13 protein-coding genes and 1 other annotated feature are annotated in these 13,305 nt (G+C 39.6%); of the genes, 1 reads left to right on the forward strand and 12 read right to left on the reverse strand.

Annotated features, from left to right (window positions below; translation table 11 throughout):
• Positions 1-3: 3 nt before the first annotated feature.
• The 11 genes from cysE to M2M59_RS15840 all read right to left on the reverse strand — a co-directional run bounded on the left by cysE (position 4) and on the right by M2M59_RS15840 (position 11,819).
• Entirely contained in the window at positions 4-645 is a 642-nt protein-coding gene (cysE, locus tag M2M59_RS15790; protein WP_249775054.1) for a serine O-acetyltransferase, read from the reverse strand.
• A 68-nt stretch (positions 646-713) separates the two neighbouring features.
• Positions 714-939, reverse strand: a binding site (T-box leader).
• Positions 940-1,061: 122 nt separating this feature from the next.
• Entirely contained in the window at positions 1,062-2,519 is a 1,458-nt protein-coding gene (gltX, locus tag M2M59_RS15795) for a glutamate--tRNA ligase (protein ID WP_147197428.1), read from the reverse strand.
• Positions 2,520-2,596: 77 nt separating this feature from the next.
• Positions 2,597-3,073, reverse strand: coding sequence for a 2-C-methyl-D-erythritol 2,4-cyclodiphosphate synthase (gene ispF / locus M2M59_RS15800; protein ID WP_066790974.1), 477 nt, complete (start codon positions 3,071-3,073; stop codon positions 2,597-2,599).
• Position 3,074: 1 nt separating this feature from the next.
• Entirely contained in the window at positions 3,075-3,761 is a 687-nt protein-coding gene (gene ispD / locus M2M59_RS15805) for a 2-C-methyl-D-erythritol 4-phosphate cytidylyltransferase (protein WP_147197430.1), read from the reverse strand.
• A 74-nt stretch (positions 3,762-3,835) separates the two neighbouring features.
• Positions 3,836-4,951, reverse strand: a complete 1,116-nt coding sequence (locus tag M2M59_RS15810; RefSeq protein ID WP_147197432.1) for a PIN/TRAM domain-containing protein — start codon at positions 4,949-4,951, stop codon at positions 3,836-3,838.
• A 311-nt stretch (positions 4,952-5,262) separates the two neighbouring features.
• Complete coding sequence (gene radA, locus M2M59_RS15815; protein ID WP_147197434.1) at positions 5,263-6,639, reverse strand: DNA repair protein RadA; 1,377 nt, start codon at positions 6,637-6,639, stop codon at positions 5,263-5,265.
• A 117-nt stretch (positions 6,640-6,756) separates the two neighbouring features.
• Positions 6,757-9,195, reverse strand: coding sequence for an ATP-dependent Clp protease ATP-binding subunit (locus M2M59_RS15820; protein WP_147197436.1), 2,439 nt, complete (start codon positions 9,193-9,195; stop codon positions 6,757-6,759).
• Between the two features lie 27 nt (positions 9,196-9,222).
• Positions 9,223-10,293: a protein-arginine kinase McsB gene (locus M2M59_RS15825; protein WP_147197438.1), complete on the reverse strand. Its 1,071-nt coding sequence runs from the start codon at positions 10,291-10,293 to the stop codon at positions 9,223-9,225.
• Positions 10,283-10,849 (reverse strand): UvrB/UvrC motif-containing protein, encoded by a 567-nt coding sequence (locus M2M59_RS15830; RefSeq protein WP_066790986.1) that lies wholly within the window; start codon positions 10,847-10,849, stop codon positions 10,283-10,285. The genes M2M59_RS15825 and M2M59_RS15830 overlap by 11 nt, the downstream gene beginning before the upstream one ends.
• Positions 10,839-11,333 (reverse strand): CtsR family transcriptional regulator, encoded by a 495-nt coding sequence (locus tag M2M59_RS15835; protein ID WP_066790988.1) that lies wholly within the window; start codon positions 11,331-11,333, stop codon positions 10,839-10,841. The genes M2M59_RS15830 and M2M59_RS15835 overlap by 11 nt, the downstream gene beginning before the upstream one ends.
• Before the next feature lie 168 nt (positions 11,334-11,501).
• Positions 11,502-11,819: a magnetosome magnetite crystal formation protein family gene (locus M2M59_RS15840; RefSeq protein ID WP_249775055.1), complete on the reverse strand. Its 318-nt coding sequence runs from the start codon at positions 11,817-11,819 to the stop codon at positions 11,502-11,504.
• 174 nt (positions 11,820-11,993) lie between these two features.
• Here M2M59_RS15840 and corA point away from each other — a divergent pair, with 174 nt between their 5' ends.
• A complete protein-coding gene (corA, locus tag M2M59_RS15845; RefSeq protein WP_066790992.1) occupies positions 11,994-12,953 on the forward strand; it encodes a magnesium/cobalt transporter CorA in 960 nt (319 codons plus the stop codon).
• 89 nt (positions 12,954-13,042) lie between these two features.
• Here corA and M2M59_RS15850 read toward each other — a convergent pair whose 3' ends face one another.
• The gene (locus M2M59_RS15850; protein WP_066790995.1) at positions 13,043-13,234 is read right to left on the reverse strand and encodes a hypothetical protein; all 192 of its coding nucleotides are present in this window, start codon (positions 13,232-13,234) and stop codon (positions 13,043-13,045) included.
• Between the last annotated feature and the right edge of the window lie 71 nt (positions 13,235-13,305).

Consider the following 13,305-nt stretch of genomic DNA (forward strand, 5'->3'; position numbering starts at 1 on the left):
ATACTATCTCTCCTTTTTGTTTTCTTCTTGTTCTAAAGCGGTTATTTTTTCTTCTATTTTCATTAATCGTTCTTCTACTGGATCAGGTATGTTTTGATGATCTAATTTTTGTTTATGGTTGACACGGACGCCATCCTGGATGACTACTTTGCCTGGAATCCCTACAACAGTGGCATTTGGTGGAACCTCTTTTAATACAACGGATCCTGCCCCGATTTTACTATTCTCTCCAATTGTAATCGAACCTAATACCTTTGCTCCTGTGGCCACTAGTACGTTGTCATGAAGTGTTGGGTGCCGTTTACCTTTTTCTTTCCCTGTACCACCCAATGTCACGCCTTGATAGATCGTCACATCATTGCCAATCTCACAGGTTTCACCAATGACTACCCCCATACCATGGTCGATGAAGAAACGCCGGCCAATTTTTGCCCCTGGGTGAATTTCAATCCCTGTAAAGAAACGACTAATCTGAGAAATCGCTCTTGCTAAAAAATAAAATTTGCGTTTATACAAAGCATGGGCAATACGGTGAGACCATATAGCATGCAAGCCTGCATAGGTTAATACAACTTCCATTGTGCTTCGCGCTGCCGGGTCATTATCAAAAATCGTTTGAATGTCTTCTTTCATATTCTTAAACATGTAAATCCTCCCCCACAAATATCTAAGACATTTGGATTCAACAAAAAAGACGCCCCTGTCTAATGAAAGACAGAGACGCCTACTATGCGCGGTTCCACTCTGATTGGAAGCATACTCGCTTCCCGCTTGAACATCTTTTAACGGAGATTACCGGCTAAGTCTACTCTAGTGACTATTTCAACTTAACGCTCAGAGGTGCATTTCCGTAATTCATTGGCTCAGACCATTTTCAGCCGGTGATGGTCCTCTCTTATAGAGCATGAATTGCGTACTTCTCCTCTTCATCGCTTTTATATCATTTGTTAGCTTCATTTTACAATGTAGCGAAAAAAAATCAATCAAAATAAAAACCAATTAAAAATGATAAACCTATTTCATCCATTCTGCCCTACGACAGCATATGAATAAAAGTATTACTAAATGAATGCTTCGATCCGTTTAACAACAGTTTCTTTGCCCAGTAATGAAAGTGCATCATTTAGTTCTGGTCCATGCATTTCACCTGTAGTAGCTACACGAATTGGCATGAAAAGATTTTTGCCTTTATGGCCTGTTTCTTTCTGCACTGTTTTGATTGCTTTCTTAATGTCTGCAGGCTCAAATGATTCCAACTGTTGTAACTGTTCTTTGAACGCAGCCATTACTTCTGGTACTTGCTCTCCTGCAAGAACTTCTTTTTCTTCATCAGTATATGCAAGTTCCTCTGTGAAGAACATACGAGATAAATCAACAATTTCTGCTCCAAAGCTCATTTGCTCATGGTATAAACCAATCAACTTATTAGCCCACTCTTGTTGTTCCTCGGATAAGTTTTCAGGAAGAAGTCCTTCTTTTTGTAAGAATGGAAGGGTTAAAGCAACTACTTCTTCGCTATTCAACTTCTTCATGTATTGGTTATTCATCCATTTTAGTTTTTGTTTATCGAACATGGATGGTGATTTAGATAGACGTTTTTCATCGAACTTTTCGATAAGCTCTTCTTTTGTGAAGATCTCTTCTTCACCCTCTGGAGACCACCCTAAAAGAGCAAAGAAATTGAACATCGCTTCTGGCAGGTAGCCAAGATCTCTATATTGTTTCACAAACTGGATAATGGATTCATCACGCTTAGAAAGTTTTTTATGATTTTCATTTACGATCAGCGTCATATGACCATAGTGAGGTGGTTCAAAACCAAATGCATTAAATATCATTAATTGCTTTGGTGTATTTGATAAATGCTCTTCCCCTCTAAATACATGTGTAATATCCATCATATGATCATCAAGAACTACTGCATAATTATATGTTGGGATGCCATTTGCTTTTACGATAACCCAATCGCCGATATCTTTTGATTCAAAAGAAATTTCTCCGCGAACTAAATCATCGAATTTATATACAACGTTTTCCGGCACTTTAAAACGGATTGTATAAGGTTCGCCTGCTTCTTCTTTTGCAGCTACTTCCTCTTTTGATAGATGTCTGCATTTTCCGTTATACATAGGAGCCGCAACGCCGCGCTCTTGCTGAGCTTCACGGTCTGCTTCTAATTCTTCTGAAGTACAGAAGCATTTATAAGCCATGCCCATATCAATTAGCTTATTTGCGTATTCTGTATAAATTTCTAAACGTTCCATTTGACGATATGGCGCATATGGACCACCAATATCAATTGATTCGTCGTACTCAATACCAAGCCATTTTAGGTTGTCTAATTGAGATGCTTCGCCACCCTCGATATTGCGGGCCACATCCGTATCTTCAATGCGGACAATAAAGTCTCCGTCGTGGTGTTTTGCATACAAAAAGTTAAATAAAGCTGTACGTGCGCCGCCAATATGTAAATGTCCAGTAGGGCTCGGTGCATAACGTACTCGAACTTTGTTAGTCATGTCTAAATCCTCCTATTAATCGTTCAAAAATTCAACTTTACCCATTTTACCACTGCTAGTATGAAAATTAAAGGAAGTCACTTTTTTATAAGCAAAATAGTTGCCATACTGGCAATTCCTTCTTCACGCCCTGTAAAGCCTAATTTTTCTGTTGTTGTAGCTTTGACATTTACTTGAGAAGGCTCTGCATGCAAAAGTTCCGCAATTCGATTTCTCATTTGCTCAATATAAGGCGCAAGTTTTGGCCGTTGCGCCATAATAGTGCAATCAACATTTCCTAAAGTATAACCCTTCGATTCTACAATCTCCCAAATGTATGAAAGCAATTTTGCAGAATCTGCATCCTTGAATGCTGGGTCAGTATCGGGGAAATGATGACCGATATCGCCTTCCCCAATCGCTCCTAATGCCGCATCCGTTACGGTATGCAATAATACATCCGCATCAGAGTGACCGATTAAGCCTTTACTATGAGGGATTGTAATACCGCCAATAATTAATGGGCGTCCTTCTTCAAATGCATGTACGTCAAAACCTTGTCCTATTCTAAACATGTTATCCTCCTATACGTTGACTTAAAATAGCTTCGCCAAATATTAAGTCCTCTTTAGTAGTTATTTTAACGTTTTCATAGCTACTTTCAACTATATATACAGATTGTCCTAAACGTTCAACGAGCATCGCTTCATCTGTTCCTAAAAAATTGTCTACTTCTGCTTGCTGTTCCGCCTGTTTTAAAAGTGTGAAATCGAAAGCTTGCGGTGTTTGAATCATCCATAAACTTGAACGATCAACAGTTCCTTTAATCTTTCCGTTCTCTACTACTTTCATTGTATCTTTTGCTCTTACGCCTGCAATGGCAGCACCTTTTTTCTCGGCTGCTTCTACTAATTCATGGATAATAGGAGTGGTGATAAATGGTCTTGCCGCATCATGTACCAAAACGATCTGGCCATCCTCTATCTGCTTCACGCAGGCTACAACACTATGTTGTCTTTCTTCTCCGCCATTCGGCATGGCCTTCACTTTTGTAATATGGTATTTTTCTAAAAGTGTTTGAATATAGAGTCTTTCATCAGGCTTTACTGCTAACCAAATTCCTCTGCATGCTTCATCCTGTTGGAAAACCTCTAGCGTATGGATCAAAATGGGCTTATTTCGCAGCTCCAAAAATAATTTGTTTTGTCCAGCAGCCATCCTTTTTCCGCTTCCAGCCGCTGGTAATATTACATCATACTGCATTACATTCACTCTTTCTTAATAGAAAAGGACAAGGTAAATTACCCTGCCTCTCTACATTTTATTACGAAAAGTGCCTAGCCTGCACTTTTGCCATTGTTTTTTGGCTTAGCAAAAATCATACGCCCTGCTGATGTTTGCAGCACGCTTGTCACGGTAACAACAATTGCTTGACCGATATATGATTTTCCTTCTTCAACCACAATCATTGTCCCGTCATCTAAATATGCAACACCTTGATTATGCTCTTTACCGTCTTTAATCACCAGCACATTCATTTCTTCCCCAGGAATGACCACTGGTTTGACTGCATTTGCTAAATCATTAATATTTAACACTTTCACATTATGAAGATCGCACACTTTATTTAAATTAAAATCATTCGTTAGTATCTGGCCACCCATTTTTTTCGCCAAACGGACTAATTTTAAATCAACCTCTTGCACATCCTCAAAGTCCACTTCAGTGATTAAAACTTGTGTAGCTCTTTCATCTTGCAATTTTTTCAAGATATCAAGCCCACGACGCCCTCTCGTCCTTTTCAGCGTGTCAGATGAGTCGGCTATATGTTGAAGCTCAGTTAATACGAATTGAGGTACAACGAATGTTCCCTCGATAAAGCCTGTTTCTGAGATATCAGCAATCCGGCCATCAATGATGACACTAGTATCTAAAAGCTTATACTTTGCATCGTCGAGTTCTACATCTTCTCCCATTGCCTTTTTCTTTGAAGCATTCGTTGATTGAGCTTTCCCTGCTGTAAATACATGAATCAGCTCATCTCTCTTTTTAAAACCGACCTGGAATCCGAGATAGCCGAGAACAATGGACAATAGGACAGATAAGATAGGCACAATCGTAGTGATTAAAGGAATTTTGATGTTATCAATAGAAAAGCCAATTAGGTAAGCAAGTATCAACCCAATAATTAAACCTAATGTCCCGAACAACAAATCTCCTACCGGTGCTTTTAATAATTTATCTTCCATCCACCGAATAAATTTTACAAAGTAATCTGAAACCCAAAATGAGAAAGCAAATAACAAGATGGCTCCTACAGCCACTGATGTATACGGATTATTCAACCACGGGTTATCTGATAGATGAATGATTTGGTATAATAGCGGTAAGACAAATAAACCCACAGTCCCTCCAATAAAAAGAAACGCAATTTGGATTATTCCCTTTAACATTCAGGCACCTCCTTTTTTTATTTTAATTATACATAGTTTACCTTTGATGCGTCTTGTGAAACCTCTTTCTTACACCCTATGACAAAGATGGACTAATCTTGACACAGAACATGAAAAAGCATTCATTTAGCAAGTGCAACGAGGTGAAGCGGAATAGCTGCGAAGGTTTTCTAACATGATGTGAAAATCTTAATATGCTGTTATTCAGGAGCTCACTTCTCAGCTAATTAACCTTTATAGTGCCTTCTATTCCGACTCCTTATAATTCCCCCGATAAATATATAAATAACCATGCATTACACAAAAACATCTTATGCCTTATCAAAACTTAATTTTAGTGCTTGATTAACTGTATCTACCCCGACTACTTCAATGGTATCTGGATACTCAAAGCCACCCAAGTTGGATGCTGGGACAATCGCGCGTTTGAACCCTAGTTTGGCTGCTTCCTGGATTCTTTGTTCAATCCGTGACACTCTTCGCACTTCACCTGTTAATCCTACTTCTCCGATATAACAATCCATTGGTTTAGCAGCTGTATCTCTAAAGCTTGAAACAATGCTTACAAGAACCGCTAAATCAATAGCAGGCTCATCTAGCTTTACCCCGCCTGCTACCTTTATATAAGCATCTTGTGCCTGTAAAAGCATGCCCATCCTTTTTTCTAATACTGCCATCAATAAGGATATTCGGTTTTGGTCTACACCTGTTGCCATTCGCTTTGGATAATTAAAACTTGAAGGCGTCACGAGAGCTTGTACTTCGACTAAGATAGGGCGAGTCCCTTCCATAGAGGCCACAACAGTGGAGCCCGGGGCACCCTGTGAACGTTCTTGCAGAAACAATTCTGAAGGGTTTAATACTTCCTTCAAACCATTTTGGAGCATTTCAAAAATAGCAATTTCATTAGTAGAACCAAATCTATTTTTTTGGCTCCGTAGAATGCGATAAGTGTGGTGGCGTTCTCCTTCAAAGTAAAGGACCGTATCCACCATATGTTCAAGTATCCTTGGCCCTGCGATTTGGCCTTCCTTCGTCACATGTCCAACTAAGAAAATTGCAATGTTCTTCGTTTTCGCGATACGCATAAATTCAGCAGTACATTCTCTAACCTGTGAGACACTTCCCGGTGCGCTTGTTACATTCGGGTGGTACACTGTTTGAATGGAGTCCACAATAACAAACTTGGGGTTCACTTCTTCAATCGTTTGATTTAGAAATTCAAGATTCGTTTCTGAATAAATGTAAAGCTCTTCGGATTTTACGCCTAGTCTTTCAGCTCTTAGCTTCGTTTGGCGAATAGATTCTTCTCCGGAAATATAGAGGACACGATGCCCTTTATTCGAAAGAATCGCTGAAACTTGCAGCAAAAGCGTGGATTTCCCAATCCCCGGATCCCCGCCAATTAGGACAAGTGAGCCTGGGACAATCCCACCTCCTAGGACGCGATTCAATTCATTTAGTTCCGTTTCGATCCTTGGTGCATCTTCTGTTTCAACTGCAATTAATGGCGTAGCTTTTTGCGTTACAGACGAGGAATGCTGAAAAGCCCCTCTTGGCCCCTTGGATACTACTTCTACTTCTTCCACCATTGTATTCCAATCACCGCAACCAGGACATCTACCTAGCCATTTTGGAGATTCATATCCACATGCATTACAAAAAAACTTTGTCTTCTTTTTGGCCATTTTATATCTCCTGCCATTTTTAGTCTTACTCTTATTATAAAACAAGGCGTCCCAAATTTCGCATTTGGAACGCCTCACTGTTGCGTATTATTTTTCAATACGTTGACATAAAGTTCACTATTTTGTTGCTAATTCTTTGACATTCACGACAAATTCTCCATCTTTCACATCAAATTCAACGCGTTGTCCAGTTAAGACAGTGCCTTTTAAGATTTCTTCTGATAGGCGGTCTTCTATATTTTTTTGGATAGCTCTGCGCAATGGGCGGGCACCGTATTGCGGATCGTATCCTTCTTCTGCAATTTTGTCGATTGCTTCCGTTGTAAGATCGAGCGTAATATCTTGTTCATGCAGGCGTTTTGTTAATTGTTTTACCATTAGGTTTACAATTTTGCGCAAATCTTCTTTTTCTAATGAGTGGAAGACAATCATTTCGTCGATACGGTTTAAGAACTCTGGACGGAATGCTTTTTTCAATTCTTCCATCATGACACTTTTTGCATTTTCTTGGCTTTGTGATGCACTTTGAGCACCAAAACCAAGTGATTTGCGGTATTTTAATGCCTCTGCACCTACATTGGATGTCATAATAACCACCGTATTACGGAAGTCCACTACACGGCCTTTGGAATCCGTTAAACGGCCATCGTCCAACACTTGTAATAAGATATTGAAAACATCCGGGTGAGCTTTCTCAATTTCATCAAGCAAAATAACAGAATATGGTTTGCGGCGTACTTTCTCTGTCAGCTGACCACCTTCCTCAAAACCGACATATCCTGGAGGCGATCCAACAAGTCGAGAAGTCGAATGTTTTTCCATGTATTCGGACATATCCACACGGATCATGGCATCTTCATCACCGAACATTACTTCAGCTAAAGCCCGGGCAAGTTCTGTTTTACCAACACCTGTTGGGCCTAAGAAAATAAAGGAACCGATTGGACGTTTTGGATCTTTTAATCCTGCACGAGCACGGCGAATCGCTCTTGAAATAGCTTCAACTGCTTCGCTTTGGCCTACTACTCGTTTATGCAACTCATCCTCTAAGTTCAACAGCTTCTCTGATTCAGCTTGCGCCAGTTTAGAGACCGGGACACCCGTCCACATGGACACAACTTCCGCAATATCATTCACCGTTACCTTAGATTCTGATTTACCTTGCGCTTCTTTCCATTCTTTTTTCGTGCTGTTCAATTTATCTTTAAGCTTTTGTTCAGAATCACGTAAGGACGCAGCTTTTTCAAATTCTTGAGATTGGACTGCAGCCATTTTTTCAGAATGAAGTGAGTCTAGCTCTTGTTCTAATTCTTTTAAATCTGGTGGTGTTGTAAATGAACGCAACCTAACTTTAGATCCTGCTTCATCGATTAAGTCAATTGCTTTGTCAGGCAAGAAACGGTCTGAAATGTAACGGTCTGACATTTTAGCAGCCGCTTCAATAGCTTCATCTGTAATTTTGACACGGTGATGAGCTTCATAACGGTCGCGCAGCCCATTAATAATTTGAATAGCTTCCTCTACTGATGGTTCATCGACTTGTATTGGTTGGAAGCGACGTTCAAGTGCTGCATCTTTTTCAATGTACTTGCGGTATTCATCTAATGTTGTAGCACCAATACATTGTAATTCTCCTCGAGCAAGTGATGGTTTCAAGATATTTGAAGCATCAATTGCTCCTTCTGCTCCACCAGCACCGATCAATGTGTGCAACTCATCGATAAATAGGATCACGTTTCCTGCTTGGCGAATTTCATCCATTACCTTTTTCAAACGGTCTTCAAATTCACCACGATATTTTGTACCTGCTACGACTGTTCCCATATCAAGCGTCATAACACGTTTATCGCGCAATGTTTCAGGCACTTCATTGTTCACGATTTGTTGTGCAAGACCTTCTGCAATAGCTGTTTTACCGACACCTGGCTCCCCGATTAATACAGGGTTGTTTTTAGTACGGCGAGACAGCACTTCAATTACGCGTGTAATTTCTTTGCTGCGTCCAATCACAGGATCCAAGCTGCCTTCTCGTGCTATTTGAGTAAGGTCTCTTGCTAAGCCATCGAGCGTAGGTGTATTAGCTGTCGGCGCACTATTATTGCTTGCTTGTGGATGATCATTACTTCCAAGCAGTTGTAGTACTTGCTGACGGGCTTTGTTTAGACTGACACCCGCATTATTTAACACACGAGCTGCTACACCTTCGCCTTCTCGAATTAACGCAAGCAATAAATGTTCTGTACCAATGTATGAATGGCCCAGTTTGCGAGATTCATCGACTGATAATTCAATGACCTTTTTAGCACGTGGTGTATAGTGTACAATTGGGCCTACATTTTTAGTGCCGACACCAACCAATTCTTCAATACCTTCTTCAATCATTTCTGTACTCACGTTGATTGCTTCAAGCGCTTTTGCCGCTATGCCGCCTCCTTCACGTATGAGGCCAAGCAAAATATGTTCTGTGCCAATGGCTTCGTGTTTCATACGAATTGCCTCTTCCTGTGCTAATTGCAGAACTTTTTGAGCGCGCTGTGTAAATCGATTGTACATCATGAAGATCCTCTCCTTTTTACTGTTATATTATTTAACCGTCGTATTGTTTAATTTTTCTCGAATAATTGTTGCTCGAAATACATCTCTTTCGTTCGCCTGGAGCGTTGTACCAGCAAGCTGCTGCAAGAAACCAGGCTGCATAATCAACATACATTCATTCAAAACTCTATCCGGATATGTTGGAATTAATCCCAAATCTATACCCAACCGGACATTTGATAAACAATTAGCCGCTTCTTCACTAGATAAAATCCTTGCATATTTCAACACACCTAATGATCGATTTAAACGATCTGAAACAGCAATGGATGCGTGTTCTAGCAAAGCTCTACGGGCACCGATTTCTTTTTGAATAATTTGCTCGGCTACACTTTGTAGATCCAAAATAATATCTTCTTCTGGCTTGCCAAGGGTGATTTGGTTAGAAATTTGATAATAATTCCCGAGAGCTTCGGTACCTTCTCCGTATATTCCTCTTACAACCATCCCTAAACGAGCCATTGTATTCATCAGCGTTCCCATTTGGTTAGTCGCAGTGAGAGCAGGTAAATGCATCATCACTGATGCCCGAAGTCCTGTACCTGTGTTTGTTGGACAGCTTGTAAGGTAGCCAAATGAATCATCGAAAGCATATGATAGCTTTCTTTCTAAAAGCCGGTCCACTTCATCAGCCAACTGATAAGCTTTATCCAATTGCAGGCCTGGTTGTAAGCTTTGTATGCGGATATGGTCTTCTTCATTTACCATGATGCTAATTGTTTCATCATCCGACACTAAGATAGAGCCTGTTTTTGTTTTATTTGCTAATTGCGGGCTAATCAAATGCTTCTCTACCAAAACCTGACGCTTAAGAGAGGGCATATCATGGAGTGAGAAATAAGAGAATGGCATATCAAATTTCTGATCTCCATCAATCAATGCATTCGATACCATTTTGTCAATTTGCAATGCTTCATCTTCTGAGAATGCCCGAGGAAACCGAAATCCATTGATATTTCTTGCCAAGCGAATTCTTGTACTCATGACAATATCGCCGAATGTACTATCCCCTCTCATCCATATAGGAGGTTTACTTTGCAGAAAGTGGTCAATGTTCATCTCTTTTCTCACCTCCTCCATTCAATTTGTTTTCAAGCAATTTAACCTCATCACGAATTTCCGCGGCGTCTTCAAAACGTTCCTCTTCCACTGCTGTTTTCATATCTTGTCGCAGCGCTTCAATTTGGCGTTTTGTCTGATAGCTCTCATTAATGGATCCAGGAACCTTGCCTATATGTTCTGTAGCGCCATTATGAAGCCGTTTTAATACCTGTGGCAAAAAATCTTTAAACGTCTCATAACATGTTGGACAATTGAATTTCCCTTCTTCGAGAAATTGTCTATATGTCATGCCGCATTGTGGACAGCTTTCATTTTGCACTTTACTTTGTGGCTTCTTGATAGGCACATCCTGTACTGACCAGCTTGGCGTACCGAATAAATTTGAAAATAGTTTTTGCATGGCATTGGAACTATCACCAGGTTCAAGATTCACGTGAAAGTGATCTAGCTGCTTATTGCATACATCACAAAAGTGCCTTGTTATCTTATTGCCGTTTTTCATCTGTGTGACTGTAATTGTAGCAGGCCGCTGTTTACAATTTTCACATATCATCTTTAACACCTCTTTGCATTTGCTGGTCGTATTTCACCGCTAGTAACATCGCCCTCATAATGCGCGCTCGTAGTTCATCGCGTAAAGGTAAATGGAGGGACAATACTGAACGGTCTAGTGCCGCTATCATCATCCTTGCTTCTCTTTGCGTTATTACATCTTCATCAATTAACCGAAAAATAAAGTCCTGTGCAGACGACTGTGTGATAGAATCACCAATTTGATGCATAATCTCTTCAATCAACTCGGTCCCTGAGCTTGCTCTAACACGTAAAATCCGTATATAGCCACCCCCGCCTCGCTTACTTTCAACGATATACCCTCGCTCGGCTGTAAACCTTGTATTGATGACATAATTGATTTGGGAAGGTACACATTGAAATTTGTCTGCAATTTCACTTCGTTTGATTTCAATATGACCTTTACCACCTAATTCAATAATCTCTTTTAAATACCCTTCAATAATGTCTGAGATATTCCGCATTTTTATTCCACCTCACTCGCTTCACTGACTTTGACTAACTTTGACTTTATTATATGTGCCATCAAAAAATGATGCAAATATTTTGCTTAACCTGGAAAATCGTTATTCATTCTCCTAATATACACAAAAAACATACTGCTATATGCAGTATGTTCATAAGTTTTTGGATTAAATCCACTTTCTAACAATAGGATATTCCCAATGGCTTCCCTGAAGTGCTTTGACGATACCGATAATCGGGATAATAACGCCCATGATACCGACAATAACAATTAGAGGAATGCCAATAATCGCAAGGAATATCGTTAAGGTAAGGATGCCTCCAACTGTAACGAGCAGCCACATAACGAATTGGAACAGCAGCGCTTGGATTGATAAACGTTTTATTTCTTCATCTCTAATAAACACAAAAATAAGAATCGGGACTAAACATGGGGCAAAAAAGGCGCTCGCATGCAAAATAACTTTTAACCCTTTATTCTCCATCTTGTTATTCACTCACTTTCAATATCTATTTTTACTTAACTTAATTTACGTATTACATTAAATATAGTTTCACTTTTTTATACCTCCCTTATATGAGGAATTTCTCCTTTCTGGCATTGTTTACATATTTGTGAGAGGATAAATATACGAATATTGTTGAAATGAGGGTTTGAGATGATTCGGACGCTTGGTATCACTAATGATCAACAACTCTTAGCTGATTTTTCGCTCGAAGAGATTAAAACCGGCAAGTTTATATGGTATTGGGTCGATTTTGAATCGCCTACCACAGAAGAAAATAGATTACTTAGCAGCTTTTTTCATTTTCACCCCTTAGCCATCGAGGATTGTTTAATGAGACTACAACGGCCTAAACTGGATTATTACGAGGGGTACCATTTTCTTGTTGCTCATAAAATAAATAAAGAAACATTTGAAGGGGAAGAGGTCAATTTATTTGTAGCTCCAGACTTTATTGTCACCTATCATCACTCACCTGCCCCCGAGTTTGCCATCGTGAGAGAACGAATTGAAGAAATGCCAGCTTCCTGGGAGCGCGGATCCCTGTATATTGCCTATCAAGTACTTGATAAAATTGTTGATGGTTACTTTCCGTTAGTATATGACATCGAAGATCATTTAAATGAAATAGATGATGAAATCGGTTTTAAGAGTACGACAAAATCAATGAAATATGTATTTGATCTAAGGAGCGATTTGCTTCATATTCGTCGCATCGTTTTGCCAATGCGCGATTTACTTTATCGAATTTTAAATTCCTATCGCTTCCGCTTGAATGACCAGGAACGGGCTTACTTTATGGATATACACGACCATTTGATTAAGCTGACAGAAATGGTGGAATCGAATCGGGAACTGACAGCAGACATGCGAGATAGCCATATGTCGATAAACTCGAGCCGGATGAATGGCATTATGATGATTTTGACTATTATTTCTTCCATATTCATACCGCTGACATTTATTGCGGGTGTCTATGGAATGAATTTTAAAAATATGCCTGAGCTCAATTGGCATTATGGTTACTTTATTATCTTATTCATTATGTTTGGCATTGCCTTTTCGATGGCCATCTGGTTTAAGTTAAAGGGATGGTTTGACTATAGACCGTAAAAACGAAAATAGAATAGCTGCAAAGTTCTCTATACTTTGCAAGCTATTCCATTTAAAGTTGGTTTCTATTAATCTCATTAATATGGGAATTATTTAGGAGTATCTTTTAAACCAAAAAGGACAAAAGACAGGAGATAAGTGACGATGGTGGCACCGATTGTAATATAGATTCTGTGGCTCATTGGCACTTCTGTATAGTTAGCATTTAGAAGCATTAACGATGAGACCGCTACTACCATGGCTAGTGGCAGTGCATATTTCATTCCTCTTTTTGTATCCATGCTGCGTACATCCTATTCTTGTGATTTTTTCTTTATTGTAGCATGTTCTATCTAGTCCGAATAGATAAAGA

Origin of the sequence: Rummeliibacillus sp. G93 (genome assembly GCF_023515935.1) — a bacterium.
In the GTDB taxonomy this organism is placed as follows: Bacteria; Bacillota; Bacilli; order Bacillales_A; family Planococcaceae; genus Rummeliibacillus; species Rummeliibacillus stabekisii.